This is a genomic window from Mesorhizobium sp. RIZ17, assembly GCF_051127865.1.
Lineage (GTDB): Bacteria > Pseudomonadota > Alphaproteobacteria > Rhizobiales > Rhizobiaceae > Mesorhizobium > Mesorhizobium humile.
This window is the reverse complement of sequence record NZ_CP147861.1, coordinates 3,895,834-3,921,246: the sequence shown is the minus strand read 5'-3', so window position 1 is coordinate 3,921,246 and position 25,413 is coordinate 3,895,834. Positions and strand designations below refer to the sequence as shown.

Sequence of the window (25,413 nt, the reverse complement as noted above, 5' to 3'; positions counted from 1 at the left end):
GCGGCTTTCCCCTACTCGCTATTCGCTACTCACTATTCGCTCTCTGCGCCATGCCGCCGGCGCCATTCCAACCGCTTGCCGAAAGAAGCGCGAGAAGTATGCCGGATCGTTGAAGCCGGTCTCGTAGGCGATGTCCTCGACCGTGCGTATGGTGAAGAGCAGCAGGCGCTTGGCCTCGACCAGGCGCCTGTCGCCGATCGCCTGGCGCACGCCCGAGCCCAGCACCTGATGCGCCGCCTTGTCGAGCAGGTGCCTGGTGGTGCCGAGCTCCTCGACATAGCGATCCACCGGCCAGTCGTCGCGGAAGTGGCGGTCGATCAGCCGCCTGAGCCGGCCACCCAGCGCCACCGCCGCCGGCACGGTTACCGCATGCGACTGGGCGTCGAGACGGGCGATGTGCGACAATGCCACCGCGATCAGCGGCGGCAGGATCTTTTCCGCGCCGGCTTGGGCCTCGGCATATTCGGCCTGGATCATCCTGACGGTGTCGCCCAGCCTTTGCCAAAGCGCTCCATCACCCCGCGCGGTGATGAAAACCGGTTGATCGAGCGGCAGCGCCGAATGTTCCGCGATTGCCGCGAGCGCCGCATCCGCAACCGAGACGACGATGGCGTCGGTGCCCGGCTCGATGTCGAAGCCATGCACCACGCCGCTCGGCATGAAGCTCACCGTCGGCGCCGAAAAACTCCAGGTCTTGTCCTCGATCCGATAGAGGCCCTGCCCGCTCGTCCAATAGGTGATCTGGGCCATTTGCGGATGTTTGTGCGCCAGAACGTGGCCGCGATGCACCGAAGCGCGGGCCTGCACGGTCTCGACATGCAGGAATCCGATCTCGAGCGCCCGAGCCGGCTCGCCGTAGACGAAGAATTCCAGAATGGCGGTCTGGCTCATAGGCAGCCGGAAAAAGTCCAAGCGGTTTTGCGCTTTCGTCCATAAACCATTGTGACGTATCCGGCTACTCTCTACCAATCCAAGGGAGGATCATGATGCGATCGGAAGATTTCCGGGCGGACAATTCGCGGCCGTTCACGGGCGCCGAATATCTGGCGAGCCTGCGCGACGGGCGCGAGGTCTATATCAACGGCGAACGGGTGGCCGACGTCACCAGCCATCCGGCGATGCGCAATTCGGTGCGCTCGCTGGCGCGTCTCTACGACGCGCTGCATGATCCCAACCAGCAGGCGGTGCTGACCTCGCCGACCGATACCGGCTCGGGCGGCTTTACGCACAAGTATTTCCGCGTCGCGCACTCCTCCGCCGAGCTTGCCGCGCAGCAGGGCGCGATCGCGCATTGGGCGCGCATGACCTATGGCTGGATGGGCCGCACCGCCGACTACAAGGCCGCGCTGATGAACACGCTCGGCGCCAACGCCGAGTGGTATGGGCCGTTCAAGGACAATGCGCGCGCCTGGCATAAACGCGCGCAGGAAGCGGTCCTGTTCATGAACCACGCCATCGTCAATCCGCCGATCGACCGCCACAAGCCGGCCGAGCAGGTGAAGGACGTGTTCGTGCACATCACCAAGGAAAACGACGCCGGCATCTGGGTGTCCGGCGCCAAGGTCGTGGCGACGTCGTCGGCGCTCACCCACTACAATTTCCTGGCGCAGAGCTCGGCGACGGTGACGGAGGATCCGTCGCTGTCGGTGATGTTCATCGTGCCGATGAACGCGCCGGGCATAAAGATGTTTTGCCGCGTCTCCTACGAGCAGACGGCCAACACCGTGGGCCATCCCTTCGACTATCCGCTGTCGTCGCGCTTCGACGAGAACGACGCGATCCTGGTGCTCGACAACGTGTTTATCCCCTGGGAGGACGTGCTGGTGCTGCGCGACGCGCAAAAAATCCTGTCCTTCCATCCCGCGTCGGGCTTCATGCATGGCTATTGCTTCCAGGGCTGCACGCGCTTTGCGGTGAAACTCGACTTCCTCGCCGGGCTGCTGGCCAAGGCGCTGCGGGCCACAGGCGGCGACGCCTTCCGCGGCAATCAGGCGGCGCTCGGCGAGGTGATTGCGCTGCGCCACATGTTCTGGAGCTTTTCCAATGCCATGGCGCACAACCCCATACCATGGGCGAACGGCGCGGTGCTGCCCAATCTCGAGGCCGCGCTCGCCTACCGCACCTTCATGTCGGAAGCGTATCCGCGCGTCATCGACACGGTGCGCCGGGTGGTCGCCTCGGGGCTGATCTACCTGCCCTCCTCGGCGCGCGACTTCGACAATCCTGAGATCGACCGCTACCTCGCGCAATATGTGCGCGGCTCCAACGACATGGGCCATGTCGAGCGCATCAAGATCATGAAGCTGCTGTGGGACGCGACCGGCACCGAATTCGGCGGCCGCCACGCGCTCTACGAGCTCAACTATGCCGGCGCGCCGGAAGAAGTGCGGCTGCAGGTTCTGAAGGGCGCCGAGCGCGGCGGCCGGCTGAAGCAGATGGAGGAACTCGTCGACCAATGCATGGCCGATTATGACGAAAAGGGCTGGACCGGCGACACCTGGCTGCCGCCGCTGTCGGCCCAGGCCAACTGACGGGAGGCCGGCCATGGAGACGCCCATGGAAACACAAGTCGCAAGGCTGGAATTCCGCGAGGCCATGGCGCGGGTCTGCGCGCCGGTCAACATCGTCACCACCGACGGCCCGGCCGGGCGCGGCGGCTTCACCGCAACCGCCATGTGCAGCGTCTCCGACGACCCACCGACGCTGCTTGTGTGCATGAACGAGCGCTCGACGCAGACCGAGTTGTTCCTCGCCAACCAGCGCTTCTGCATCAACGTGCTGACCCAGTCGCACATGCACCTGGCGGCGAAATTCGCCGGCGCGATCCGCGACATGACCGAGCGCTATCAAGCCGCGCGCTGGCAGACCATGCCCTCCGGCATGCCGGCGCTGCTCGACGCCATCGTCAGCTTCGACTGCGAGATCGGCGCGGTCAACAAGGTCGGCACGCACAACGTGATGTTCGGCCGCGTCGTCGACATCCGCCACGGCAGCGACGAGGCGGCGCTGCTCTATGTCGGGCGCAACTACATGCAGCCGAGCGCGCTGGGGAGTTTTGGAGGGTGAGCGCGACTTCGCCTTCTCCCCTTGTGGGAGAAGGTGGATCGGCGCGTAGCGCCGAGACGGATGAGGGGTGTTGGAAGGAATGAGGCTGCGGTGGATTTCGTGCGTCTCACTCCGCTGGAGCACCCCTCATCCGTCCGAGCTTCGCTCGGCCACCTTCTCCCACAAGGGGAGAAGGAAAAGGCGTCACCCCTCCACCGTCTCCGACTGGATCAGGCTCTCCAGCATGTCGAGCAGGCGCTCATGCTCTTCGGCGCCGTAGCGCTTTTCAATGGCGTCGTAGATGGCGACCCGCTCAGGGGCCAGCTCCTCGATCAGCGCCACGCCGGTGGGGCTGATCGCGAGCAGGGCACGGCGGCCGTCATCCTTGACCTTGTTGCGGGAGATGAACTCGCGCTCTTCCAACGCCTTGATGATGCGGGTCAGGCTCGGCGGCAGGATCGAGGCGCGGTTGGCGAGCTCTGTCGCTTCCAGCGGGCCGGCTTCGGCGAGAACGCGCAGCACGCGCCACTGCTGCTCGGTGATGTCGTGGCGGGCGAGCATCGGCCGGAAATGCGCCATGATCACTTCGCGGGCGCGAAGCAGAGCCATGGGCAAGGAGCGGCGGGTGCTGGGCGGTAGCAAAATCAGGTCTCCGAAAATTCCAGTCCAGTACGACTCGCAACAAGGATTAAGGCCCGGATCGCAGCTATATCCGCGATTTTGCCGGGAGCGGCAATCCCACCCCGGAAGCTGCATCCACAGAGAGAACGACGCTTGACATTCCGGCGTCAAGATGTAATTCACATGTTAACTACAAGGTGGAGGAAACCTTGCCCCATATGGCGATCGAATATTCGGCGAATCTCGACGCGAAGGTCGACATGGGCGAGCTTTGCGCGCTGGTCTCGCGCACCATCCTCGAAACAGGACTGTTCGAACCGGGCGCGGTCAGGGTGCGCGCCTTCCGCGCCGAAGCCTATGCCATCGCAGACCGGCTTCCGGAAAACGGCTTCATCGACATGAATTTCCGCATCGGCAAGGGCCGCAGCGCGGCGGAAAAGAAGAGCGCCGGCGAGGCGATCTTCGCAGCCGTGACCGATCATCTGGCATCGCTGTTCGCCACGCCGCATTTCGCGCTGTCGCTGGAGATCCGCGAGATCGACGCCGAGCTGAGCTGGAAGAAGAACGCCATCCATCCGCGCCTGCGCGGCAAGTGATCTAGAACGGGAAAGAAATCATGGCGGCACTGGACGACAATCTGCGGAAGGCCGAGGCCTATCTGGAACGATTCCGGAAAAACGGCGTGCTGAACCAGATCGGCGGCGAAGCGGTGCCTGCCGCGGACGGCTCGACCTTCGAGACGCTTTCGCCCGTCGACCTCAAGCCGATCGCCAAGGTTGCGCGTGGCAAGGCGGCCGACATCGACAGCGCGGCAAAAGCGGCCAAGGCCGCCTTCAAGGACTGGGCGGCGATTTCCGGCGACGCGCGCAAGAAGCTGCTGCACAGAATAGCCGACGCTATCGTGGCGCGGGCGGAAGAGATCGCCTTCGTCGAATGCATGGACACTGGCCAGTCGCTGAAATTCATGGCCAAGGCGGCGCTGCGCGGCGCCGAGAACTTCCGCTTCTACGCCGACCGCGCGCCGGAAGCGCGTGACGGCCGGACGATCCGCGCGCCGAACCAGGTCAACATGACGACGCGCGCGCCGATCGGCCCGGTCGGCGTGATCACGCCGTGGAATACGCCCTTCATGCTGTCGACCTGGAAGATCGCGCCGGCTTTGGCGGCCGGCTGCACGGTGGTGCACAAGCCGGCCGAGCTGTCGCCGCTCACCGCCCGGCTGCTGGTCGAGATCGCCGAGGAGGCGGGCCTGCCCAAGGGCGTGTGGAATCTCGTCAACGGTTTCGGCGAGGATGCCGGCCGGGCGCTGACCGAACACCCCGACATCAAGGCGATCGGCTTCGTCGGCGAAAGCCGCACCGGCTCGATGATCATGAAGCAAGGGGCGGAGACGCTGAAGCGCGTGCATTTCGAGCTCGGCGGCAAGAACCCGGTCATCGTCTTCGCCGACGCCGACCTGGAGCGGGCGGCGGATGCCGCCGTCTTCATGATCTATTCGCTGAATGGCGAGCGCTGCACGTCGTCCTCGCGCCTGCTGGTCGAGGCTTCCGTCCACGACAAGTTCACCGACCTGGTGGCTGAGAAGGCGAGGCGCATCAGGATAGGCCATCCGCTCGATCCCGACACAGTGGTCGGGCCGCTGATCCATCCGGTGCATGAGGAAAAGGTGCTCTCCTATATCGAGATCGGCAAATCGGAAGGCGCGGTCGTCGCCGCCGGCGGCGGCAAGTTCGCCGGTCCGGGCGGCGGCTGCTATGTCAGCCCGACGCTGTTCGTCGGCGCCACCAACAAGATGCGCATCGCCCAGGAGGAAATCTTCGGGCCGGTGCTGACGGCGATCCCGTTCAAGGACGAGGCCGAGGCGCTGGCTCTCGCCAACGACACGCAATACGGCCTGACCGGCTATCTATGGACCTCCGACGTCACCCGCGCGCTGCGCTTCACCGACGCGCTCGATGCAGGCATGATCTGGGTGAATTCGGAAAATGTCCGGCACCTGCCGACGCCGTTCGGCGGCGTCAAGAGCTCGGGCATCGGCCGCGACGGCGGCGACTGGTCGTTCGACTTCTACATGGAAACCAAGAACATCGCATTCGCCACGGCGCCGCATTCGATCCAGAAGCTCGGCGGCTGACCGGAGACAACCATGGCCCTGCCCCAACCCAACCTCTACCCCGCCTTCAACATCGTGCGGCTCTCCCATGTCGAGCTCGCCGTCACCGACCTTGCCAAGTCACGTGCCTTCTATGTCGACACGCTCGGCCTGCAGGTGACCGACGAGACCAGCGGCGCGATCTATCTGCGCGCCATGGAAGAGCGCGGCCACCACTGCATCGTGCTGCGCAAGGCGGCGACGCCGGAAGCGCGCGAACTCGGCTTCAAGGTGTTCTCCGACGAGGACCTCGACAAGGCCGAGCACTTCTTCAAGGGAAAAGGCCTGCCGGTGGAATGGGTCGAGCGGCCCTACCAGTCACGCACCTTCCGCACCCGCGACCCGCATGGCATCCCGCTCGAATTCTATTCGAAGATGGAGCGGCTGCCGCCGATCCACCAGAAATACGCGCTCTATAAGGGCGTGAAGCCGCTGCGCATCGACCACTTCAACTGCTTCTCGCCGAATGTCGATGAATCGGTGTCCTTCTACAACGAGCTCGGCTTCCGCGTGACCGAATACACGCAGGACGCCGAGACCGGTAAGCTGTGGGCGGCCTGGACGCACCGCAAGGGCGGCGTGCACGACATCGCCTTCACCAACGGCCTCGGCCCGCGACTGCACCATGTCGCCTTCTGGGTGCCGACCCCGCTCAACATCATCGACCTGCTCGACCTGATGGCGACCACCGGCTATGTCGGCAACATCGAGCGCGGCCCGGGGCGGCATGGCATCTCCAACGCCTTCTTCCTCTACATCCGCGACCCCGACAACCATCGCATCGAGATCTACTGCTCGGACTACCAGACGGTCGATCCGGATCTCGAGCCGATCAAGTGGGATCTCAAGGACCCGCAGCGCCAGACATTGTGGGGCGCGCCGGCGCCGCGAAGCTGGTTCGAGGAAGGCAGCGTGTTTGCGGGCGTGGAACCGCGCAAGTCCGATCTCGCGGCCTCGCCGATCGTGGCGCCTTGATGGGCTATTGGGAGATGTTCGCGTTCTGCCGCGCCCCCCTCTGTCCTGCCGGACATCTCCCCCTCAAGGGGGGAGATTGGATGTCATCTTCGACTTCGCCAATTTTCAACACCGCAAGAAAAGCGCCGGCCGCGAATTCTGCCAATCTCCCCCCTAGAGGGGGAGATGTCCGGCAGGACAGAGAGGGGCGCCGTAGAACTCGACGCTTCCGGTTGGCCGATAGAACCCACCGTGGAGCATCAGCATGAGCGCCGGACGCCTCGCCACCTTCACCGTCGGCGGCAAGACGCGCTACGGCGCGATCACCGACAAGGGCGTCGTCGATTTGTCGGCGCGGCACGTGGAATGGCCGACGCTGCGCGAGGCGATCGAGGCCGGCGCGCTGGTGAAACTAGCCGAGGAGGCCGACCGCCTCGCGGCCGATTTCCGGATCGAGGACATCGCCTACGAAATACCGATCCCCTCGCCGGAAAAGATCATCTGCGTCGGCGTCAACTATCCGGACCGCAACGAGGAGTACAAGGACGGGCAGGCGGCGCCTTCGAACCCGTCGCTGTTCATCCGCTTCCCACGCTCCTTTGTCGGCCATGGCGCGCCGCTGGTGCGGCCGCCGGAATCGACCCAGCTCGACTATGAGGGCGAGGTCGTCATCGTTATCGGCAAGAGCGGGCGACGCATCGCCGAGGCCGATGCGCTTGGCCATATCGCGGCGCTGTCGCTGTGCAACGAAGGCACCATCCGCGACTGGGTGCGCCACGCCAAGTTCAACGTCACGCAAGGCAAGAATTTCGACCGCACAGGCTCCATCGGTCCCTGGCTGGTGCCGTTCACCGACGAGGCACAGATCGCCGACATTTCCTTGACCACGCGCGTCAACGGCGAGGTGCGCCAGCACGATCGCACCGGCCGCATGATCTTTTCCTTCCGCAAGATCATCAACTACATCTCGACCTTCACCACGCTGGTCCCGGGCGACGTCATCGTCACCGGCACGCCGACGGGCGCCGGCGCCCGATTCGACCCGCCGATCTGGCTGAAGCCGGGCGATGTGATCGAGGTCGAGGCCGACGGCATCGGCCTGCTCCGAAACGGCGTGGTCGACGAAGGAGCCGGCCAATGATGACGGAGATGGAAGTCGAGGACGCCGCGCAGCGGCTGTTCGAAGCCGAGCGCGACCGCCGCCAGATCAGGCTGCTCAGCCTCGACTTTCCGCAAGCGACGATGGACGACGCCTACCGCGTGCAGGCGGCGCTGGTGAAGCGCAAGGCCGCATCGGGACTGACGATCAAGGGCTGGAAGATCGGCCTGACCTCGAAAGCGATGCAGTCGGCGCTCAGCATCGACATCCCGGATTCCGGCATCCTGTTCGACGACATGTTCTTCGAAGACGGCGGCATCGTGCCGGCCGATCGTTTTATCCAGCCGCGCATCGAGGCCGAGATCGCCTTCGTCATGAAGGCGCCTTTAGCCGGCCCGGACATTTCGATCGACGACGTGCTCGACGCCACCGACCACATCACGCCGGCGCTTGAAATCCTCGACACCCGTATCGAGCGGATGAACAAGGAGACCGGCAAGATCCGCACCTTCTTCGACACGATCTCGGACAATGCCGCCAATGCCGGCATCGTCGTCGGTGGCCGCAAGGCGGGTCCACTCGAGGCTGATCTGCGCTGGATCGGCGCCATCGTCTCGCGCAACGGCGAAGTCGAGGAGACCGGGCTCGGCGCCGGCGTGCTCGAACATCCGGCGAAAGGCATCGTCTGGCTCGCCAACCGGCTGCATCAATACGGCATGCAGATTGAGGCCGGACAGGTCGTGCTGTCGGGCTCCTTCATCCGGCCGGTCGAATGCCGGCATGGCGACCGGATCGTCTCGGATTTCGGCTCGTTTGGTGAGATCCGCATCGCCTTCGCCTGATCGGCGCATTTCTCGGCATCTGAAAAGAAAAAGGCCGGGCGCGAAAGCGGCCCGGCCAAGCATGAAGGTCATAACCTTCAGAGGGGAACATCGCCCGGCGCAATGGGAGGAAAACACCGAGCGATGACGTGTATTTGGGGTCTGAACGGAGGATTTTCCACGAACGAAATTCCAAAAAAGATCGAAGTCGCGAAAAATTCTCACTCAATCACGACGAATCGTCAGCCGGCGGCCGATGCTTTTTCCAGAAGGTCGGCATAATGCCGCCGGGCCACGTCGGGATGCGACCTCAGCCTGCTTTTCAGCACATTGGTTCCGACATTGCGGAAGAGCGGATTGTCAGGGTCGCTGGCCGGGCCGCGCGCTTCGGCAGCGAGTTCCTCCGGCAGGTCGAGCAGCGGGATCGTCGCGTCGAGACGTGCGCTGAAGAAGAACGGAACCGAAATCCGTTCGACGCCGGCCGGCGGCGTGACGACGCGGTGCACGGTAGCCCTGAGATAGCCGTTCGAGGCGAGTTCGAGCAGCTCGCCGATGTTGACCACGAGCGTTCGCGGGATCGGGTCGACATCGACCCAACTGCCGTCATATTCGACCTGGAGGCCCTTGTTCTCGTCCTGCAGCAGGAGGGTCAGAAAACCGCCATCCTTGTGCGCGCCGACGCCTTGGTCGTCGCCGGTGGCGTCGCGGCCGGGATAGCGCACGATCTTCATGCGATGGTTCGGCTCGCCGCGATAGATCGGATCGAAAGCGTCCTCCGGCTGGTCGAGCGACAGCGCGAAAGCCTTGAGCAGCCGGATCGCCACGTCAGTCGCCTTGGCCTGCCAGGCAAGCAGCGCGGGCTTGAGCTCGGGAAGTGCTGTGGGCCACTGGTTCGGGCCCTGCAGCCGCGTCCAGGCGGGAACGCCCGGCCCTTGCGCAATGGTCGCGCGCTCGACGCCGATGTCGAGCTGCTCACGCCAGTCGGCCTTGCCCCTGGTCAGCTCGCCGCCGGCGCGCGTATAGCCTCGAAACTGCGGCGACTTCACCATTTCGATGCCGAGCTTGTCGGGTTCCGGCAAGGCGAAGAAGCGGCGCGCCGCGCCGAGCACGGCATCGATTTCCGGCTGGGTGATGCCGTGACCGCTCAGATAGAAGAAGCCGACGTCGCGGGCTGCTGTGCGCAGGTCGAACAGGAAAGTTCGAAGTTCCGACGGACCCTGCTCCAAGCGATCGAGATCGAGCACCGGAATTATTCTGGGCATGGACAGGCTCCTCTTGGCGGTAACCCTTTGTTTTAGCTCCCCGCCCGCACGATGACATGCGCGCCTTTGCCGGTGAAGAAACACACCGACCAATCTCATTGCAAACGGCGCAAGCCGGCGCTCAATTCCCGGCATTTGCGGCAAATTGCGTTCGCGTCCGGTGCCCGCCCCTATCCGCGACGGTCCAGCCGCGCGACCAGCCGGTCGCCGATCCACTGGATGCCGCAGACCAGCACGATAAGCACGACAACCACGGCGACCATCACGCTGGTCTCGAAGCGCTGATAGCCGTAGCGAATGGCGAGATCGCCGAGACCGCCGGCGCCGATGGCGCCAGCCATGGCCGAAGCGCCGACGAGCGTCACCAGCGTCACCGTGAAGCCGGCGACGATGCCCGCCAGCGCTTCCGGCACCAGCACCTCGCGAATGATCGTCCAGCGATTGCCGCCCATGGCGCGCGCCGCCTCGATCAGCCCGTGATCGACCTCGCGCAGCGACACTTCGGCAATGCGGGCATAGTAGGGCGTCGCCGCGATCGACAGCGGTACGATCGCTGCCCAGGTACCGATCGAGGTGCCGACGATCAGCCGCGTCACCGGGATCAGCGCCACCAGAAGGATGATGAAAGGCACCGAGCGGAAGCCGTTGATGATGGCGCCGAGAATGCGGTTGACCCAAAGGCTCTCGGCAATACCGCCGCGGTCGGTGGCGACCAGCGCAAGGCCGAGCGGCAGGCCGAAGACCAGCGAGATGAGACCGGACGCTCCGGTCATCAGCACCGTTTCCCAGATCGAGCGGATGAGGAGTTCAAACAGGACCGGCGACATGGCCAAGCACCTCCACCCGCGCGCCGCGGTCTTTCAGGAATGCGACAACCGCCGCCAGATGCGCGGCATCGGCTCCGGGAATGGACAGGAACAGCGTGCCGACAGGCTGGCGCTGCACGTGGTCGATGCCGCCGTGCACAAGGCGGAACGGTCCGGGCACGCCGGCGCTCAGCTCAGACAACAACGGGCGACGCGCCGCCTCGCCGGCGACGTCGATCCTGAGGATCGTTTCCACGCCTTCGCCCGCGACGAGCCGAGCAGCGATCTCCGGCGGCAATTGCGGCCGGATGCCGCCGAGCAGGCTGCGTGTGATCTCGGATTTCGGATCGGCAAAGACCTGCCACACGGCGCCCTCCTCGACGATCCGGCCGGCATCGATCACCGCGATGCGATCGGCAATCGAACGGATCACCTCCATCTCATGCGTGATCAGCAGGATGGTGAGCCCGAGTCTCGCATTGATGTCTTTCAGCAGAGCGAGGATCGAGCGCGTCGTCTCCGGATCGAGGGCCGAGGTCGCTTCGTCGGATAAAAGCAGCGCCGGTCGCGCGGCCAAAGCCCTGGCGATGCCGACGCGCTGTTTCTGGCCGCCCGAGAGCGATGCGGGGTAGGCGCTGGCCTTCTCCGACAAGCCGACGAGTTGCAGAAGCTCGGCCGCACGCGCCATGCGCTCGGCGCGCGGCCGCCCTTCGATCTTGAGCGGCAGCGCGACATTGTCCTCGACGGTCTTCGCCGACAGAAGGTTGAAGTGCTGGAAGACCATGCCGATACGGCGGCGCAGCGGCTGCAGCTCGCGCTCGCCCAGACGGCCGATCTCGCGGCCTTCGATGAAGACCTCGCCGGAATCGGGTCGTTCCAGGCCGTTCAGGCAGCGGATCAGCGTTGACTTGCCGGCGCCGCTGCGGCCGATAATGCCGAGGATCTCGCCCTTGCGCACCGTGAGCGAAACGCCGTCGAGGGCGGCTGTCGCGCCGAAGCGACGCTTCAGGCCGACGAGGCGGACAACGTCTTCCTGCCCGACCGGCTGGACGTGGACCGTATCGGCGAGTCCGGCCGTGACATGCTGGTTCATCTCTATTTCCGTTTCAGTGCGAAAATACGATGGCGGCCCGCTCAAAAGCGGACCGCCTGTTCCCGACAACCAGGCCTCGGTCAATAGGCGCTGATCCCAGTGCCCTTGTAGACCTTGTCGAACTCGGCCTTGACCGCCTCGTTCTGGTAGGAGGCGACCAGCGTCTTCACCCAGGGCTCGTTCTCGGCTCCGGCCTTCACCGCGATGAAGTTGCGGTACGGATTGTCGGCCACCGGCTCCTGCGCGATGCGGTTTTCAGGGCCGAGGCCGCTCTTCAGCGCCCAGTCGGTGTTGACGACCGCGGCGTCGAGATCGTCGACAGAGCGGCCGACGATGCCGGCGTCGAGCTCCTTGATCTCGAGCTTCTTGGGGTTGTCGGCAATGTCGGCGGTCGTCGCCAGGATGCCAGTGCCCTCCTTGAGCTTGATCAGCCCCTCATGCTCCAGGACGTGCAGCGCGCGGCCTTCGTTGGAGGGATCGTTGGGCAGGCCGATGACGGCACTTTCAGGCAGATCGGCGACCTTGGTGTGCTTCTTCGAATAGAGCCCGATCGGCCAGACGCCGGTATAGCCGACCGGTACGATGTGGTAGCCTTGCGTCTTGATCTGATTGTCCAGATAGGGCTTGTGCTGGAAGGCGTTGGCGTCGATCTCGCCGCGTTCCAATGCCTCGTTGGGCTGGGTGTAGTCGTTGAAGACGACGGTCTCGATCGTCAGCCCTTTCTTGGCCGCCTCGGCGGTGACGACGCGCCAGACATCCTCATCCTCGCCGCTGATGATGCCGACCTTGATCGCCTTCTTGTCCTCGGCGAAGGATGGCGACGGTCCGGCGAAGCCGACAACGGCCAGTGTCGTGGCGAAAAGCGCGGCAAGTCCGGCGCGCCGGGTGATTGACGTAACGAGAGAATTTGAAGCGTTGCCGCGTTCGGCCATGATGCGTTCCTTGCGATCCTGAAATCATTTCGGCCCGGCGGGATGCGAAGCCTTGATCTCAGGATCATCAATGCTGCCTCATTGGGCAAAGAAGCGCTTTTCCTCTCGAAGGGAGTGCGGAAAATATTCTCTCAAAGATTTTGTGACTTGGAGAACACCGGTTGTTGGCAAGCCGATTTTGACCCGGCGCAGGTCGAAGCGGTAAACGCCTAGGAGGCCCGCTGCGCGGCGCGCCAGGTCGACCGGCCATTCCCCCGCAAGCGAGGCACCGTCGGCAGGCCCCGGGCTTCCTGAACGCTGAAGCCCAATCGCGTCAGGCTTGCCCGCGCCAGGGCCGCGTTGCTGTCGATGACGATCAATCCGTTCGTGTCGCCGAGGCTGGCCGCCACCACCGACAGTTCGGTGCAGCCGAGAAGCGCTGCATCGGCGCCAGCCAGTTGCGCGAGGTGAAGCGCCCGCTCGGTCTCGGCCGCGGCTTCTCCGATCGAGCCGGCCTTGACGAGCGCAATTGCGTTGTCGACGCGTTCCTGGAATTCCGCGTCCGCCGGAACGCAGAGCTCAAAACCCGCCGCCGATATCCTGTCCTGGTAGAAGCCGGAGGCCAGCGTGCCCCGGGTTGCGAGGTTCGCGACCCGGCCGCGATTGAGGTTATGGCGGATTTCCGCCACCACCGCGTCGCCGATGTGGATGATCTCGGCCCGCGAGTTTGCCGCCAGCCGATCGTACCAATGATGGGCGGTGTTGCAGGGCATCGCGATACAGGCGACGCCGAGCGCGTTGAGCGTCGAGACCGCAGCCGTCAGCGGCGCCAGCGGCCCGTCATGGCCGGCTAGGATCGCCTCGGTCCTGTCGGGCAATTGCGGCACGCTGAGGATGACCACAGGCACATGCTCGTTGTCGCGGAGCGCGTCGGTCATCCGGGTCAGCTTGAAGTAGAAGTCGGCCGATGCCAGCGGCCCAAGACCGCCGATGATGCCGAGCTGGGGACGGATGCTGTCGTCGATCATCGAACGGGCTCGGCTTCGAGCTCGCCCGCGACGATTTCATCGGACTGCGCCGTCTCCCTGTGACTGGGCGCGATCATTGCCGTGCTCGCCGCCACGGTGCAGACGCTGGATAGCGTCATGAACGTATCCACGGCCGCATCCACCGCGACGAAAAGGGCAAACGCCGCCTCGAAGGGGAGCTTCAGGTAGCCGCAGACGATGGACATCTGCGACAGGATGAGCAGGCTGCCCATGCCGCCGGTCGTCAGCGCCAGAAGCGCCGAGACGATGCCCACGAGCAAGAGGTCCGGGATCGCCAGCTGATGGCCGTAGAGCTGGGCGATGAACAGGGCGCCCGAAGTGTAGACCAGCGCCGGACCCGTTCGCAGCAGTGCGGCCTGCAGCGGCACGAGCAGTTCGACGACCACCAGGTTGAAGCGCAGGCGCTCGCTCAACAAGTTGATGACCCAGGGAAGCGAGGCGACCGAGGAACGGGTGGTGATGGCCACCATCAGGAGCGGCTGGCAGGTCTTGATCGTGGCCCAGTAGCTTCGCCGCGACCTGATGGCGATAATTGCAAACGCGCCGGCGAGGAATGTCAGGCAGGAAAGACCCATCACCAGCAGATAGCCGCCCATCAGCATCAGCGGCTTGGTACCCGTCGACGCGGTCTGGTCGGCGATCAGGATGAAGGTCGCGAAGGGCAGTCCCCAGACGAACCAGTTGGTCAGCACCGTACAGGCCCGGTACACCGCGTTGAGCGCCTGCGACAGGCTGAGCGACGAGGGCTGCGGGATCTTGCCCATCGCCAATCCGAAAAGCAGGCAAAACAATAGGACCTGGATGGTCTGGCCCGAGGCCAGCGCGTTGAAGACGTTGTTCGGCACCAGATCCATGAAGATCGAATGCCCGCCGTTCGGATCCACGATCGACGGCGGCGGCTGGAATGGGAATGCGAGATCGGTGGACACGCTGCCTTGCGAATTGATGAACTCGCCGAGCTCGATGCGCGACTGCGGGTTCTCGATCTGGCCGGGCTTGAGGATCAGCGAATATGTGCCGCTCACCAGCACGGCCAGGAACGACACGACCAGCACGGCGATGCCCACCTTGCCGAGGTAGCGGACCGATTTCGGGTCCTGGACCATCGCGGTGATGGAGAAGATGACGGACGAGACCAGATAGGGCAGGACGACCATCTTGAGGAAGTTCAGGTAGATCTGCGCGACAGGACTGATCGCGTGGGCGAAGGCCGGGTAATAGAGGCCGCACAGGATCCCGGCCAGGATCATGATCATCGTCGTCAACGGCGAGCGCAGGATGCGCTTTGCCGCCAGGCGCCAGTCGAAAGGCAGGGGTGCGGCTACGTCCGAGACAGCCATTGTCAGGCTTTGCTCCCCTGGCGATAGCGCGCGATGATCTCGTCGGTGTTGAGGACCTGCTGGCCCTTTGCCAGGTCGAGATAGAGATCGACGAAGGCCGCGAGATGCGGGTTGTCCGGACTGACGCCGACCGCGATCGTGTCGACCTTGTCCGTCAGCGTGATCGAGCGCGCGACCACCGTCATCGAGGGATCGTCGACCATCAGCTTCTTGATCTCGAAATCGTCGCGATAAGCCAGGTCGATCGCGCCGTTGCGGATCGCATCGACAACCGTATTCCAGCCCGCGAAGCGGCGGATCCGCGCGTGCGGGAAAGTCGCCGCCGCATAAGTGGCGAAGGACGAGCCTTCGATAACGCCGAGGTCGCCGGAGAAATCGCGGATGATCTGTTCGGGCGGCTTGCCTTGCGCGATCCGCGCCAGGTTCACGCGGTTGGCGAGCAGCCCCTGGTGCAGCATGGCGTAGGGCCGGGAATAGAGGATCGAGCGGCCGCGCTGAAGGGTACGGCTCAACTTGCCGATCGCCAGGTCCGCCTCACCGAAGGTCAGCTTTTGCACCATGGCGTCGAAGGTCACGGCGGATCTGTCGAACACCGGTTCGACGCCAAGCTCCGCGGCTATGCCGCGCGCCAGGTCCATATCGACGCCCTTGTCCCCCGAGCCGTCGGCCGGAAAGAAGGGATCGGAAGCGAAGGCCGGCATGGCGATGCGCAGCTTGTTGTTGCTCACGATAGGCTTGGCTGGGTTCTCGGTCTGTTGTCCTTGCGCGGCCGCGGCTTGCGCCTGCGCGATCAGCAGCCCTCCGCCTCCGGCTGCAAACAGCGTGCGACGTGTAAGCGGCATGCGCGTTCTCAATTCGTGCAGGAGAGCCGGACAACAAATCTGACCAATCCGCAGTATGCACGCCGAAGTTAAGTAAAGGTATCTTTCACACCCTGCCTTTTTATATAGTAGATCACTAAAATTTTATCAGAAATATGCAGAATCCCTAAAATAACAGAGGCGCGCGAAGAGGCGTGTTACTGCCTGGGGCAATTTGATCGTCAGAACGTCTCGACCCAAGGCCTGAGATCGACCTCGAAGCTCCAGGCGCTGCGATGCTGGCGATGAATAGCCAGATAGGTTTCGGCGATCGCATCGGGCGACAGGTGGCTGTCCGGCCGCTCGGGCGTCCTCGCGGGCGAGGCGATCTGGCCGTCGATGATGAAATGCGCGACGTGGATGTTCTTCGGGCCGAGCTCGCGCGCCATCGATTGCGCCAGCCCGCGCAGGCCAAATTTAGGCATGGCGAAACCGGCCGAGCCGGAAAAGCCCTTGAGGCTTGCGCTGGCGCCGGTGAACAGGATCGAGCCGGAGCCGCGCACAAGAAGCCGGCGCGCTGCTTGCTGACCAACCAGGAAACCGCCATAGGCGCCGACGAGCAGGGCTTGCTTGACCGCCTCGGGATCGAGCTCGGCGATCGGGCCGCGCGTGCGACCGCTGGCGTTGAAGACGGCAATTTCGAGCGGACCCGCTTTGTCGGCCGCCTCGAACAACCGCTCGACGGAGGCCACGTCAGACACGTCGGTTTCCACGGCTTGAGCGCCGGTTTCCTTGACCAGCGCGGCCAGCTTGTCGACGTTGCGGGCAGCAAGGACGACGCGCAAGCCTTCCCTGGAGAGGAGCCGTGCCAGCGAGGCGCTTAGCCCGGACCCGGCGCCCGCGATCACCGCAACATTGGCTGCCATGCCGTTTCCTCCTTTGGGATCGATGTCGGACCCGCAGGCTCGCGCCTTTGGCGGCGAGAGGCAAGATCGTGGTTGCTCGATTTTCGCCATTTGACGCAAAAGGCGCCCGCAAGGGCGCGGCGGAAGACTTGCCTGCCGGACCGATCCGTCCGACACGTGGATGAATGGCGATTCGAGGAACGACCATGGAACCAATCTGGGCCGTCGGCCTGATGACCGGCACGGTGCTCGACGGCAATATCGACGTGGCGCTGATCAAGACGGACGGCGAGCGCATCGCCGACACCGGCACCTACACGCTGGCCCCCTACCCGCAGTCGATCCGCGCCCTGCTCGAAGAGACACTGCGCCAGGCGCGCGCGTGGAATTTCGAGGGGCCGGAACCGGAGATTTTTCGCGAAGCCGAGGAGGCGCTGACGCGCGCGCAATCGGCCGCGGTCAGGGATCTGGTCGAGAGCCAGGGCATGAGCATGACCGATATCGGCGTCGTCGGCTTCCACGGCCAGACCGTGCTGCATCGCGCGCCCCAGCCGGGCAAGATCGGCAGGACCCGCCAGCTCGGCGACGGCGAGCTGATGGCTTCGCTGCTCGGTACCAAGGTCGCCTATGATTTCCGCTCGGCCGATGTCGCGGCCGGCGGGCAAGGCGCGCCTCTGGCCGCCGCCTATCACGCGGCGCTGCTCAAGCAGGCGGACGTCAGCGGCGACACCGCCGTGCTCAATCTCGGCGGCGTCGGCAACATCACCTGGTGGGACGGCAAGGGCGATATCGTCGCTTTCGACACCGGGCCGGCCAACGCGCCGGTCAATGATTTCATCAAGTTGAAGGGCCTCGGCGAGATGGACCGCGACGGCAGGCTGGCCGCCGCCGGCAAGGTCGACGAGGAACGGCTCGCCCGGCTGCTCAAGCATCCCTATCTCACCAAACCCTATCCGAAATCGCTCGACCGCTTCGACTTCACGGCGGCGATGGCCGAAGGGCTGAATGCCGAGGACGGCGCGGCGACGCTGACGGCCTTCACCGTGTCGGCTGTCGGCAAGGCGCTCGACCTGTTGCCGCGCCGGCCGAAGCGGCTGGCAGTCAGCGGCGGCGGCCGCCACAACCCGACGATGATGGCGATGCTCGAGAGCCGCGCCGGCGTCGAAGTGGTGCAGGCCGAAACGCTCGGATGGAAGGGCGACGCGGTCGAAGCGGAGTGTTTTGCTTTCCTCGCCGTGCGCGTGCTGCGCGGCCTGCCGATCAGCTTTCCGAGCACCACCGGCGCGCCCGAGCCGATGCGCGGCGGAAAGCTGGCTGGCTGATCAGGGCTGCAATTTCTTCTGCAGGAAGATGCGGCTGCGGCCGATCGGAAAATCGGGCAGCGATCCAAATGGCTCATATCCCTGGCGCCGATAAACCTTTTCGGCGATCGGATTGAAGGTGTCGATCCAGGCGCCGTGGCAGCCGCGCGCGATGGCTTCCCGTTCGGCGGCGTCGAGCATACCGGCGGCTGTGCGCCGGCCGCGCAGCCTTTCGTCGACCCACAGCCACTGCACGTAGAGCCAGCCCCACGCAGTGTAGCCGGAGATGCCGGCGACGATGACGCCATGCTCGTCGCGCACGAAAACCGCGATCGGCTTTCGGCCTGACGCGCCGACATCGGCATCGTTGAAGGCGGTGAGACTTTCGCCCAGAAAAGCAAGGTCCCGCGGCATGGGCTCGGCGGTGATCTCGAGGTTGGTCTTCATCGGCTGCGGCTCCGGTTCGCAAGCCAGCCTTAGAGCAATTCCAGGAAAAGCGCGAAACGGTTTTCCGGCCGCAAGCGAAGAGCGGGGCCTGTTACCGAGGACCGGCTGAGCGCCCCGCCGCGGCGCCTGCCGCCACCAGCATCAATCCGGCGGCGATCAGGGCGCAATTGGCGAAGCCGAGGCTCGTATAGATCGGGCCGAAGCCTGCGGTGCCGACGGTGACGGCGAGATAGGTGACCGCGCTGTTCAGGCCCATGATGGTGCCGCGCCGCGAAGGATCGAGCGCGGTCAGGCGCATGACCAGCACGTTCAGCCCGAAATGGTTGGCCAGGCCCCAGGCGGCGATCGTCGCGATCAGCAGGCCGAAGCCGGTGCTGGCCAGGGCAATCGCGACGTAGACCACGGCGACCAGCAGATAGGCGAAAGGCATGACACGACGCGCGCCTAGCCTATCGATGACGCCATCGAGCAAGGCGGCCGCGCCGAAGCCGAGGCCGTAGGCAACCGCCGCCAGGCCGTTGGCGCTGACCGGCTCGCCGAGGGCTTCATGGAGATGATCGCCGAGATAGCCGTAGACACCATAGAAGGCGGTCATGAAGGCACCGCAGGCAATGAGCAGCGGCACGATACCGGGAACGGCGAGCGCGCCGAGCGGCGACGGCGCCGGACCGCTTTTCCTGGTGTCGTGAAGCGAGCTCATCGCCAGGCCGGCAACGGCCGCTCCCGCCAGCAGCGCCACGGCGGCGAAGACGGCGCGCCAGTGGATGAGATCGGCAATCACGGCGGACAGCGAAACGCCGGCGACCATCGAAAGCGTCCAGCCCGTCAGCACCACCCCGATGGTGCCGCTCTCGCGGCCGGGCGGCGCGATCGCGGCCGAGCTGGCATAGATAGCCGGCATGGCGATACCGGCGGCAATGCCGGCTACGAGTTGGGCGACCACCAACGCCATTACCGTCGGCGCGAGGGCACTGGCGACCAGCGCGATGGCCAGTAGCAGCAATGCGCCCTGCAGCATGCGGCGCGCGCCGATCCGGTCGATGTAGCGGGCAAGGAAGAGCGCGCTGGCCGACGTGCCGAGGCCGAAGGCGGCGGCGGCCGTCATCACCGCCGGCACGCTGGCGCCGAACGATGCCGCGACGGCCGGCGCGATGGGTCCCAGAACCAGCGAATTGGAGCCGATGACGGCGATGCAGCCCGTCAGCAGATAGGCGGTCGCCGGGATCGGCGCACGCGGCGCCGCGGTCAAAATTGCTGATTGATCACTGTTCGACATATCATCATAATGGCCGAACTAAATTCCGCATCAATGGAGAATTCCCATATGGACGCAGAAACAGATGACATTCAGCGGAACAAGCCTCCGACCCGTGAGATCGACCCCATAGACCGAAAGATATTAGGCGTTCTCGTCGAGGACGCGACCATCAGCTATGCCGAGCTCGGCGAGCGCGTCGGCCTGTCGCCGCCGGCGGCGCATGAGCGGGTCAAGCGGCTGAAGCGCAGCGGCGCCATCCGCGCCACATCGGCGATCATCGATCCGCGAGCGGTGAAGAAGCCTCTGCTTGCCTTCGTGCATATCGACACCAGGGGCTGGGGCAAGACGCCGGAACTGATGGCGGTCTCCAAATATCCGGAGGTCGAGGAGATCCACACGGTCGCCGGCGACACCTGCATGCTGCTCAAGGTGCGCACCGAGGACACGCGCGCGCTTGAGGGCCTGCTGGCCCGCCTCTATGACACGCCCGGCGTGACCTCGACGCGCAGCTATGTGGTGCTGTCGACCTATCTCGAGCGTCCGGTGCAGCCGGAGATCACGAGTGAATGGCCGGCACCGAAGCACATGGCAAACCCAATGTATTAGGTCGCCGCCAACTGATGGCGCCTGGAACGCGCCAGCAGGTAGAACGCCGCGACATGCGTGATCATCAAAAGCGGCACGTAGAGGATCGGGATCGCATAGGTCGCGCCCAACTGCCCGGCATGGCCGGGGAGGTCGAGCGTGACGCCGTGATAGTAGTCGCCGACAAGGTCGACCACGCCAACGAGGTTGAAGGCGACAACCGACGGCCAGAAGATCGCGGGCCTCGCCACTGCGAACAGCGCCAGCATGGCGAGCAGGCCGGTCGCGAAGTCGCCATAGGCGGCGAAGGCAGCAAAGCCGGCGGGCAAGTCCGGTCCGGTGATGCCCGGGATGAGGAAGACGAGCCCGAAGAAGCGGAAGCTGTGCAACGTGGCGATGGCGCGCTGCGCCTCTAATGGCTCCATCGACCTCAGCCTTGGCCAGATATAGGCGGCGAAGCAAAGCAGCCATGGCACGTAGCCCAGCGCAAGGTGGATGTTGAGGATCATCGCTGGTGTCATCTTCGCCTCCTAATTGTCAGTTCTTTGCGCAATTTCGGACGGAAAACCGCTCACACTTTTCCTGGAATTGCTCCGTTGACCGGGACGGCTTCGAACACCGCGGTGAGGATGCCCAGCCGGTCTTGCATCAGATTGCGCCCAAGATTGGTGGTGGGTTCGGCGAAACCCTGCCCCATGACGATGCCGAGATTGAGCGGTGGCGGGCCGGAGACGCGGAGCTCGGCGAACCAGGCCTTGGCGGCAGCGGTGTCGTCGCGGCGCACGAGCGTGCCGAAGCCGGCGGCCTCGATCGCCTCGCAGGTCGCTTCGGCCGTCAGCAGGAAGCTTTCGCCGGGCGTCTTCGCCCACGGCACCGGATAGAGCGGATCGCCGCCATTGAGCACGACGTCGAAGGTGGCGAATTTTCCACCCGGCTTCAGCACACGCCTGATCTCGCGATAGAGCAGTGGCCGGTCGGTAATGTTCATCGCCACATGCTGCAAAAGCGCGGCGTCGAACCGGCCGTCTTCGAAAGGTAGCGCCAACGCGCTGCCGGTTTCGAACGACACGTTGTCGTCCTGGCCGGTTCGCGCGGTCAGATAGCGCGCGGCCTCTACGAAAGGTTCGCTGAGATCGAGGCCAGTCACCTTGCAGCCATAGGTCGCCTCGAGGAAGCGAGCCGGCCCGCCGACGCCAGATCCGACGTCCAGCACCGACATGTCGGCGTCGATGACGGCCAGATTGGCGAGCTCGGCCGTCGCGGCCAGCCCACGGGTGTGGAACTGGTCGAGCGTGGCCAGTTGCTCGGGCTTCAGACGCCGTTCTTCCGATCCAAAGACCGCCAGCGCGGTCTTCAACCGATCGGTCAGGCCGGTCGCGCGGTAGTGATCGCGCACGCGATCGAGTTCATCGGTCATTGCCCACTTCCTTTCAGCCTTCCGGGTCACAGCAGAAATACGACCGCTTTCAGACGGAAACTATCCGCGATAATGTCGATGGGTCATGAAGCAGAACTTCACAGTCAGGCACGGCGCGCTCGATGGTGTCGAGGCGTTCTTGAGCGTCGCCAGGCACCGCAATTTCCGCAAGGCGGCGGCCGAGCTTGCCGTCACCCCGTCGGCGATCAGCCAGGCAATACGCACGCTCGAAGCGCGCATCGGCGCGGCGCTCTTCATCCGCACCACGCGCAGCGTCGGCCTGACCGAAGCCGGCGAGCGTTTTTTCGCGCGTGCCCGACCGGCCTTCGAGGAACTGATCGCCGCGAGCGAGATCGCGCGCGGCATGGGCCAGCGGCCGGCCGGGCTGTTGCGCCTTTCAGTGCCGCCGGCCGTTGTGCCGGTGCTGCTGGAGCCGATGATCGCCTCCTTCTGCCAGGCCTATCCCGAGATCGAGTTGGAGATCGTCGCCAGCGGCGAACTGGCCGACCTCGCCGCCGAAGGGTTCGACGCCGGCATCCGCATGGGCGACCTGGTCGCGCCCGACATGGTCGCGGTCCGCCTGACGCCGTCCTTCCCGATGGCGGTCGTCGGCAGTCCCGACTATCTGCGCCGGCGCGCGGCACCTGAGCGCATCGAGGATCTGCGCGACCATGCCTGCCTGCGCATGCGCCGCTCGAACGGCTCGGTCGCGCCCTGGTCCTTTGTCGATGGCAACAAGACCGTCGAGGCGATCGTCTCGGGACCACTGATTGCGCACGACTATCCGTCGCTTCTCGGCGCGGCGATCCAGAGTGTCGGGCTGGCGCAGGTGCCAGGCCCGATCGCCGAAACGCCGATCGCCGACGGGCGCCTGCAGGCGCTTCTAGGCCGCTTCGCGGTGACCACGCCGGGCGTATTTCTCTACTACCCCGAACGGCACCAGGTGCTGCCCAAGCTGAGGGCTTTCATCGACCACATCAGGCAACCGGGCGGCGTTGATGCTTCCCCGAAGCGATCGGGCAAACGGCCGCAAAGCTGACGCTTCACATCTGGCGCTTCACTGGGCTGGATGCATCTGCGGATATTCGAGCTGCATGGCGACGAAATCCGTGGTGCGGCTACGGCTCGAAGCCGCGCGAATGGCGGTGGGGACCAGCAACGCGCCGCTCGACCATATCGCCGAGCACAGCGGTTTCGGCGATGCCGGGCGCATGCGCCGTGCTTTCGTGCGGGAGCTTCAGCCAGCCGCTGCAGGCGCTGAGGCGCGCGGCGACACGGAGGTAGTTCTCGCGCGCGCTATTCTCTCGCATGCCAGGAAAGGAACCTGCTTATCTCTTCCCGTTTGTCTTGCGACAAACCGACAAGGAGCTTCTCGTCGAGATACCCATCCCGGATAAGACTGCCAAAGACAACGATTAGCTGCGAGTAGCGATAGTCGAACATCTGCTCAAGGTTTCGCCGTTGCTGTCGCAGATGGTCTTCGATCTCCCACATGTCGGAAAACGTCGCCGCGTCGCTGGCCTTCCTTTTGAATTCGGCCAGTGTCTTGCTTAGCGCCACCTCCAGCGCCTTATCGAATGCGCTGCGGGCGACCTTCTTCTCGGACGAAGACCATTTCATATCGAAGCTCATGCAATACCTCCCTGGTTCTGCGGCCCAATCTCGGGCGCTCCGCGAAGCAAAGACAACGGACACGCCATTAGCCGGAGCGGGACGCGATCAGCGACTGAATGCGCTCGGCGTCGGCGGGTGTCGTGGGGTTGTAGACGATCATGCCGAGCTCGGGCCGGCCGTCGACCGCAAAGACCGAGAACTCCAGCTCGATCAGTCCGATCTCGGGATGCCGCAGGCGCTTCACGCCCTCGCCATGGGCCGCAACGATCTCATTGTCGCGCCACAGCGCCTCGAATTCCGGACTGATCCGGCAAAGCTCTTCGACGAGCTGGGTGATTTCCGCGCCTGCGCCCGCCCGCGTGGCATCCGCCCTGAAGGATCCGACCACGAAGCGGGCGACGCTCTGCCAATCGTCCTGCGCGTCGCGCACGCGCGAGTTCCCAAACATCAAGCGCAGGATGTTGCGCTGTTCGCGCGGTAGCTTGGAATAGTCGGTCAGCATCGCGGCCGCGGCACGGTTCCAGGCAACCACGTCCCAGGTTGCAGTCTTGATGATGGCGGGGCTCGGGTCCAAGGCGTCGAGCACGCGCTGCAGGCGCGGCGTCACGCTGTCGACGTTCCTGTAGCGGACTTCCGGCGGTCGCCCGAGGCCCAGCATGAACAAATGCTCGCGCTCGGGCTCTGTCAGCATCAGTCCGGTCGCGATGCGGTTCAGCACGTCGGCGGACGGCGCGCCGCCCCTGCCCTGCTCCAGCCAAGTGTACCAGGTCGGGCTGATATTGGCGCGCTGCGCCACCTCCTCGCGGCGCAGCCCCTGCGTGCGCCGCCGCCCCGGGACGAAGCCGAAGGCGACCGGGTCGAGGCGCATGCGGCGATCCCGCAGGAAATTGCCGAGCTTGTTGACGGTCTGCGCAGGCATGACGATCCTGTTGATTATTATACCATGATAAAGTCACTACTTTAACAGGATGATTTATAGCGCGAGAAGGGCCTCCGAACAACAGAGGAGATCCCCCATGCGTGTATTCCTTACCGGCGCGACCGGTTTCATTGGTTCCAGGATCGTGCCCGAACTTCTTGCCGCCGGGCACCATGTGCTCGGCCTGACCCGCTCCGAAGCCGGTGCGCGGTCGCTTACGGCCGCTGGCGCCGAGCCCCATCGCGGCGACATCGAAGACCTCGACAGCCTGCGCGACGGCGCGGCGAAGTCGGATGCGGTGATCCACACCGCCTTCGACCACAACTTTGCGAACTTCGTCGCCAATTGCGAGAAGGACAAGCGCGTAATCGAAGCGCTGGGCGGGGCGCTCGCAGGCTCGGACCGGCTGCTCATCATCACGTCGGGCGTGGGCATGGGTTCGGGCGAGCACGGGCAGCCCGCGAGAGAAGACATCTTCAACACCGAACACCGCAATCCGCGCATCCTGTCCGAGCTCACCGGCGCGGCGATGGCCGAGAAGGGCGTCAAAGTATCGGTGGTGCGGCTGCCGCAGGTGCATGACACGGTGAAGCAGGGCCTGATCACCCCGCTCATCGAGATCACCCGCACCAGGGGCGTGTCGGCCTATCTTGGCGAAGGCCAAAACCGGTGGTCGGCAGCGCACGTGCTCGATGTCGCCAAGCTCTACCGCCTGGCGCTGGACAAGCAGGAAGCCGGAGTGCGCTACAACGCCGTCGCGGAGGAAGGCATTGCCATGCGCGAGATCGCGGAAGTGATCGGCGCCGGCCTCAACGTGCCGGTGGTCTCGCTGTCGCAGGAAGAAGCAGCCGACCATTTCGGATGGCTTTCCATCTTCGCCGGCCTCGATATGCCGGCATCGAGCGAATGGACGCGTGCGCATCTCGGCTGGCAGCCGACCGGACCCGGCCTGATCGCCGACCTCGAACGGATGGATTATTCGCAGGCGGCCGCGGCCTAGCCATATCCTTGGCG

General features: G+C 64.8%; 28 protein-coding genes. 11 read left to right on the top strand and 17 right to left on the bottom strand.

Features of this window, described 5'->3' with window-relative positions:
- Nucleotides 1-18: 18 nt before the first annotated feature.
- The gene (locus WDX12_RS18730; protein WP_434721547.1) at nucleotides 19-891 is read right to left on the bottom strand and encodes a helix-turn-helix domain-containing protein; all 873 of its coding nucleotides are present in this window, start codon (nucleotides 889-891) and stop codon (nucleotides 19-21) included.
- Nucleotides 892-986: 95 nt separating this feature from the next.
- On the opposite strand from WDX12_RS18730, the gene WDX12_RS18725 reads away from it, so the two are divergent.
- Both WDX12_RS18725 and WDX12_RS18720 read left to right on the top strand, forming a co-directional pair.
- Nucleotides 987-2,531 (top strand): 4-hydroxyphenylacetate 3-hydroxylase family protein, encoded by a 1,545-nt coding sequence (locus WDX12_RS18725; RefSeq protein ID WP_434725670.1) that lies wholly within the window; start codon nucleotides 987-989, stop codon nucleotides 2,529-2,531.
- A gap of 25 nt (nucleotides 2,532-2,556) precedes the next feature.
- Nucleotides 2,557-3,066, top strand: coding sequence for a flavin reductase (locus tag WDX12_RS18720; RefSeq protein ID WP_434721546.1), 510 nt, complete (start codon nucleotides 2,557-2,559; stop codon nucleotides 3,064-3,066).
- A 183-nt stretch (nucleotides 3,067-3,249) separates the two neighbouring features.
- On the opposite strand, the gene hpaR is transcribed toward WDX12_RS18720, so the two are convergent.
- Nucleotides 3,250-3,654 (bottom strand): homoprotocatechuate degradation operon regulator HpaR, encoded by a 405-nt coding sequence (gene hpaR / locus WDX12_RS18715; protein WP_320294566.1) that lies wholly within the window; start codon nucleotides 3,652-3,654, stop codon nucleotides 3,250-3,252.
- Nucleotides 3,655-3,875: 221 nt separating this feature from the next.
- Between hpaR and WDX12_RS18710 the strand changes: the two genes are divergently transcribed.
- The 5 genes from WDX12_RS18710 (at nucleotide 3,876) to hpaH (ending at nucleotide 8,713) form a co-directional block, all read left to right on the top strand.
- Nucleotides 3,876-4,262, top strand: coding sequence for a 5-carboxymethyl-2-hydroxymuconate Delta-isomerase (locus WDX12_RS18710; protein ID WP_278163235.1), 387 nt, complete (start codon nucleotides 3,876-3,878; stop codon nucleotides 4,260-4,262).
- A gap of 20 nt (nucleotides 4,263-4,282) precedes the next feature.
- A complete protein-coding gene (gene hpaE, locus WDX12_RS18705; RefSeq protein WP_320294564.1) occupies nucleotides 4,283-5,800 on the top strand; it encodes a 5-carboxymethyl-2-hydroxymuconate semialdehyde dehydrogenase in 1,518 nt (505 codons plus the stop codon).
- 12 nt (nucleotides 5,801-5,812) lie between these two features.
- A complete protein-coding gene (gene hpaD, locus WDX12_RS18700) occupies nucleotides 5,813-6,793 on the top strand; it encodes a 3,4-dihydroxyphenylacetate 2,3-dioxygenase (RefSeq protein WP_434721545.1) in 981 nt (326 codons plus the stop codon).
- A 244-nt stretch (nucleotides 6,794-7,037) separates the two neighbouring features.
- Nucleotides 7,038-7,913 (top strand): fumarylacetoacetate hydrolase family protein, encoded by an 876-nt coding sequence (locus WDX12_RS18695; RefSeq protein WP_434721544.1) that lies wholly within the window; start codon nucleotides 7,038-7,040, stop codon nucleotides 7,911-7,913.
- On the top strand, nucleotides 7,910-8,713 hold the full coding sequence (hpaH, locus tag WDX12_RS18690) for a 2-oxo-hept-4-ene-1,7-dioate hydratase (protein WP_434721543.1): 804 nt from the start codon (nucleotides 7,910-7,912) through the stop codon (nucleotides 8,711-8,713). The genes WDX12_RS18695 and hpaH overlap by 4 nt, the downstream gene beginning before the upstream one ends.
- A 221-nt stretch (nucleotides 8,714-8,934) precedes the next feature.
- On the opposite strand, the gene WDX12_RS18685 is transcribed toward hpaH, so the two are convergent.
- The 8 genes from WDX12_RS18685 to WDX12_RS18650 all read right to left on the bottom strand — a co-directional run bounded on the left by WDX12_RS18685 (nucleotide 8,935) and on the right by WDX12_RS18650 (nucleotide 16,879).
- Nucleotides 8,935-9,954, bottom strand: a complete 1,020-nt coding sequence (locus WDX12_RS18685) for an isopenicillin N synthase family dioxygenase (RefSeq protein ID WP_320294560.1) — start codon at nucleotides 9,952-9,954, stop codon at nucleotides 8,935-8,937.
- A 170-nt stretch (nucleotides 9,955-10,124) separates the two neighbouring features.
- Entirely contained in the window at nucleotides 10,125-10,781 is a 657-nt protein-coding gene (locus WDX12_RS18680; protein ID WP_434721542.1) for a methionine ABC transporter permease, read from the bottom strand.
- Entirely contained in the window at nucleotides 10,762-11,853 is a 1,092-nt protein-coding gene (locus tag WDX12_RS18675; RefSeq protein WP_320294558.1) for a methionine ABC transporter ATP-binding protein, read from the bottom strand. Before WDX12_RS18675 ends, WDX12_RS18680 begins: the two co-directional genes overlap by 20 nt.
- Nucleotides 11,854-11,933: 80 nt before the next feature.
- Entirely contained in the window at nucleotides 11,934-12,785 is an 852-nt protein-coding gene (locus WDX12_RS18670; RefSeq protein ID WP_434721541.1) for a MetQ/NlpA family ABC transporter substrate-binding protein, read from the bottom strand.
- Nucleotides 12,786-12,994: 209 nt separating this feature from the next.
- Nucleotides 12,995-13,792 carry an aspartate/glutamate racemase family protein gene (locus tag WDX12_RS18665; protein WP_434721540.1) on the bottom strand — a complete coding sequence of 266 codons (798 nt, stop codon included), beginning with the start codon at nucleotides 13,790-13,792 and terminating at the stop codon, nucleotides 12,995-12,997.
- Nucleotides 13,789-15,153 carry a dicarboxylate/amino acid:cation symporter gene (locus WDX12_RS18660; RefSeq protein WP_434721539.1) on the bottom strand — a complete coding sequence of 455 codons (1,365 nt, stop codon included), beginning with the start codon at nucleotides 15,151-15,153 and terminating at the stop codon, nucleotides 13,789-13,791. Before WDX12_RS18660 ends, WDX12_RS18665 begins: the two co-directional genes overlap by 4 nt.
- Before the next feature lie 2 nt (nucleotides 15,154-15,155).
- Nucleotides 15,156-15,995, bottom strand: coding sequence for a substrate-binding periplasmic protein (locus tag WDX12_RS18655; protein ID WP_434721538.1), 840 nt, complete (start codon nucleotides 15,993-15,995; stop codon nucleotides 15,156-15,158).
- A gap of 200 nt (nucleotides 15,996-16,195) precedes the next feature.
- Complete coding sequence (locus tag WDX12_RS18650; RefSeq protein ID WP_434721537.1) at nucleotides 16,196-16,879, bottom strand: SDR family NAD(P)-dependent oxidoreductase; 684 nt, start codon at nucleotides 16,877-16,879, stop codon at nucleotides 16,196-16,198.
- Between the two features lie 185 nt (nucleotides 16,880-17,064).
- Here WDX12_RS18650 and WDX12_RS18645 point away from each other — a divergent pair, with 185 nt between their 5' ends.
- Nucleotides 17,065-18,180 (top strand): anhydro-N-acetylmuramic acid kinase, encoded by a 1,116-nt coding sequence (locus WDX12_RS18645; RefSeq protein WP_434721536.1) that lies wholly within the window; start codon nucleotides 17,065-17,067, stop codon nucleotides 18,178-18,180.
- On the opposite strand, the gene WDX12_RS18640 is transcribed toward WDX12_RS18645, so the two are convergent.
- Nucleotides 18,181-18,606 (bottom strand): GNAT family N-acetyltransferase, encoded by a 426-nt coding sequence (locus WDX12_RS18640; protein WP_320294551.1) that lies wholly within the window; start codon nucleotides 18,604-18,606, stop codon nucleotides 18,181-18,183. It lies immediately after the preceding gene.
- Nucleotides 18,607-18,697: 91 nt separating this feature from the next.
- The gene (locus WDX12_RS18635; protein WP_434721535.1) at nucleotides 18,698-19,882 is read right to left on the bottom strand and encodes an MFS transporter; all 1,185 of its coding nucleotides are present in this window, start codon (nucleotides 19,880-19,882) and stop codon (nucleotides 18,698-18,700) included.
- Between the two features lie 48 nt (nucleotides 19,883-19,930).
- Here WDX12_RS18635 and WDX12_RS18630 point away from each other — a divergent pair, with 48 nt between their 5' ends.
- Nucleotides 19,931-20,470, top strand: coding sequence for an Lrp/AsnC family transcriptional regulator (locus WDX12_RS18630; protein WP_434721534.1), 540 nt, complete (start codon nucleotides 19,931-19,933; stop codon nucleotides 20,468-20,470).
- Here WDX12_RS18630 and WDX12_RS18625 read toward each other — a convergent pair.
- Entirely contained in the window at nucleotides 20,467-20,970 is a 504-nt protein-coding gene (locus tag WDX12_RS18625; protein WP_320294548.1) for a hypothetical protein, read from the bottom strand. The two genes, WDX12_RS18630 and WDX12_RS18625, sit on opposite strands and share 4 nt — an antisense overlap.
- Nucleotides 20,971-21,020: 50 nt before the next feature.
- A complete protein-coding gene (locus WDX12_RS18620) occupies nucleotides 21,021-21,866 on the bottom strand; it encodes a class I SAM-dependent methyltransferase (RefSeq protein ID WP_434721533.1) in 846 nt (281 codons plus the stop codon).
- 85 nt (nucleotides 21,867-21,951) lie between these two features.
- Between WDX12_RS18620 and WDX12_RS18615 the strand changes: the two genes are divergently transcribed.
- A complete protein-coding gene (locus WDX12_RS18615; RefSeq protein WP_434721532.1) occupies nucleotides 21,952-22,905 on the top strand; it encodes a LysR family transcriptional regulator in 954 nt (317 codons plus the stop codon).
- Nucleotides 22,906-22,923: 18 nt separating this feature from the next.
- Here WDX12_RS18615 and WDX12_RS18610 read toward each other — a convergent pair whose 3' ends face one another.
- The 3 genes from WDX12_RS18610 to WDX12_RS18600 all read right to left on the bottom strand — a co-directional run bounded on the left by WDX12_RS18610 (nucleotide 22,924) and on the right by WDX12_RS18600 (nucleotide 24,399).
- A complete protein-coding gene (locus tag WDX12_RS18610) occupies nucleotides 22,924-23,079 on the bottom strand; it encodes a hypothetical protein (protein WP_434721531.1) in 156 nt (51 codons plus the stop codon).
- A gap of 83 nt (nucleotides 23,080-23,162) precedes the next feature.
- Nucleotides 23,163-23,498, bottom strand: coding sequence for a hypothetical protein (locus WDX12_RS18605; RefSeq protein ID WP_320294544.1), 336 nt, complete (start codon nucleotides 23,496-23,498; stop codon nucleotides 23,163-23,165).
- 67 nt (nucleotides 23,499-23,565) lie between these two features.
- Nucleotides 23,566-24,399, bottom strand: a complete 834-nt coding sequence (locus tag WDX12_RS18600; protein ID WP_434721530.1) for a helix-turn-helix transcriptional regulator — start codon at nucleotides 24,397-24,399, stop codon at nucleotides 23,566-23,568.
- Nucleotides 24,400-24,496: 97 nt separating this feature from the next.
- Between WDX12_RS18600 and WDX12_RS18595 the strand changes: the two genes are divergently transcribed.
- Nucleotides 24,497-25,399, top strand: a complete 903-nt coding sequence (locus tag WDX12_RS18595; protein ID WP_434721529.1) for an SDR family oxidoreductase — start codon at nucleotides 24,497-24,499, stop codon at nucleotides 25,397-25,399.
- Nucleotides 25,400-25,413 lie beyond the last annotated feature (14 nt).

What these genes read in the sequence shown, in the direction of transcription:
- WDX12_RS18730 (WP_434721547.1), bottom strand. Translation starts at nt 891, where the DNA reads ATGAGCCAGACCGCCATTCTGGAATTCTTCGTCTACGGCGAGCCGGCT.
- WDX12_RS18725 (WP_434725670.1), top strand. Translation starts at nt 987, where the DNA reads ATGCGATCGGAAGATTTCCGGGCGGACAATTCGCGGCCGTTCACGGGC.
- WDX12_RS18720 (WP_434721546.1), top strand. Translation starts at nt 2,557, where the DNA reads ATGGAAACACAAGTCGCAAGGCTGGAATTCCGCGAGGCCATGGCGCGG.
- hpaR (WP_320294566.1), bottom strand. Translation starts at nt 3,654, where the DNA reads ATGGCTCTGCTTCGCGCCCGCGAAGTGATCATGGCGCATTTCCGGCCG.
- hpaE (WP_320294564.1), top strand. Translation starts at nt 4,283, where the DNA reads ATGGCGGCACTGGACGACAATCTGCGGAAGGCCGAGGCCTATCTGGAA.
- hpaD (WP_434721545.1), top strand. Translation starts at nt 5,813, where the DNA reads ATGGCCCTGCCCCAACCCAACCTCTACCCCGCCTTCAACATCGTGCGG.
- WDX12_RS18695 (WP_434721544.1), top strand. Translation starts at nt 7,038, where the DNA reads ATGAGCGCCGGACGCCTCGCCACCTTCACCGTCGGCGGCAAGACGCGC.
- hpaH (WP_434721543.1), top strand. Translation starts at nt 7,910, where the DNA reads ATGATGACGGAGATGGAAGTCGAGGACGCCGCGCAGCGGCTGTTCGAA.
- WDX12_RS18685 (WP_320294560.1), bottom strand. Translation starts at nt 9,954, where the DNA reads ATGCCCAGAATAATTCCGGTGCTCGATCTCGATCGCTTGGAGCAGGGT.
- WDX12_RS18680 (WP_434721542.1), bottom strand. Translation starts at nt 10,781, where the DNA reads ATGTCGCCGGTCCTGTTTGAACTCCTCATCCGCTCGATCTGGGAAACG.
- WDX12_RS18675 (WP_320294558.1), bottom strand. Translation starts at nt 11,853, where the DNA reads ATGAACCAGCATGTCACGGCCGGACTCGCCGATACGGTCCACGTCCAG.
- WDX12_RS18670 (WP_434721541.1), bottom strand. Translation starts at nt 12,785, where the DNA reads ATGGCCGAACGCGGCAACGCTTCAAATTCTCTCGTTACGTCAATCACC.
- WDX12_RS18665 (WP_434721540.1), bottom strand. Translation starts at nt 13,792, where the DNA reads ATGATCGACGACAGCATCCGTCCCCAGCTCGGCATCATCGGCGGTCTT.
- WDX12_RS18660 (WP_434721539.1), bottom strand. Translation starts at nt 15,153, where the DNA reads ATGGCTGTCTCGGACGTAGCCGCACCCCTGCCTTTCGACTGGCGCCTG.
- WDX12_RS18655 (WP_434721538.1), bottom strand. Translation starts at nt 15,995, where the DNA reads ATGCCGCTTACACGTCGCACGCTGTTTGCAGCCGGAGGCGGAGGGCTG.
- WDX12_RS18650 (WP_434721537.1), bottom strand. Translation starts at nt 16,879, where the DNA reads ATGGCAGCCAATGTTGCGGTGATCGCGGGCGCCGGGTCCGGGCTAAGC.
- WDX12_RS18645 (WP_434721536.1), top strand. Translation starts at nt 17,065, where the DNA reads ATGGAACCAATCTGGGCCGTCGGCCTGATGACCGGCACGGTGCTCGAC.
- WDX12_RS18640 (WP_320294551.1), bottom strand. Translation starts at nt 18,606, where the DNA reads ATGAAGACCAACCTCGAGATCACCGCCGAGCCCATGCCGCGGGACCTT.
- WDX12_RS18635 (WP_434721535.1), bottom strand. Translation starts at nt 19,882, where the DNA reads ATGTCGAACAGTGATCAATCAGCAATTTTGACCGCGGCGCCGCGTGCG.
- WDX12_RS18630 (WP_434721534.1), top strand. Translation starts at nt 19,931, where the DNA reads ATGGACGCAGAAACAGATGACATTCAGCGGAACAAGCCTCCGACCCGT.
- WDX12_RS18625 (WP_320294548.1), bottom strand. Translation starts at nt 20,970, where the DNA reads ATGACACCAGCGATGATCCTCAACATCCACCTTGCGCTGGGCTACGTG.
- WDX12_RS18620 (WP_434721533.1), bottom strand. Translation starts at nt 21,866, where the DNA reads ATGACCGATGAACTCGATCGCGTGCGCGATCACTACCGCGCGACCGGC.
- WDX12_RS18615 (WP_434721532.1), top strand. Translation starts at nt 21,952, where the DNA reads ATGAAGCAGAACTTCACAGTCAGGCACGGCGCGCTCGATGGTGTCGAG.
- WDX12_RS18610 (WP_434721531.1), bottom strand. Translation starts at nt 23,079, where the DNA reads ATGCGCCCGGCATCGCCGAAACCGCTGTGCTCGGCGATATGGTCGAGC.
- WDX12_RS18605 (WP_320294544.1), bottom strand. Translation starts at nt 23,498, where the DNA reads ATGAGCTTCGATATGAAATGGTCTTCGTCCGAGAAGAAGGTCGCCCGC.
- WDX12_RS18600 (WP_434721530.1), bottom strand. Translation starts at nt 24,399, where the DNA reads ATGCCTGCGCAGACCGTCAACAAGCTCGGCAATTTCCTGCGGGATCGC.
- WDX12_RS18595 (WP_434721529.1), top strand. Translation starts at nt 24,497, where the DNA reads ATGCGTGTATTCCTTACCGGCGCGACCGGTTTCATTGGTTCCAGGATC.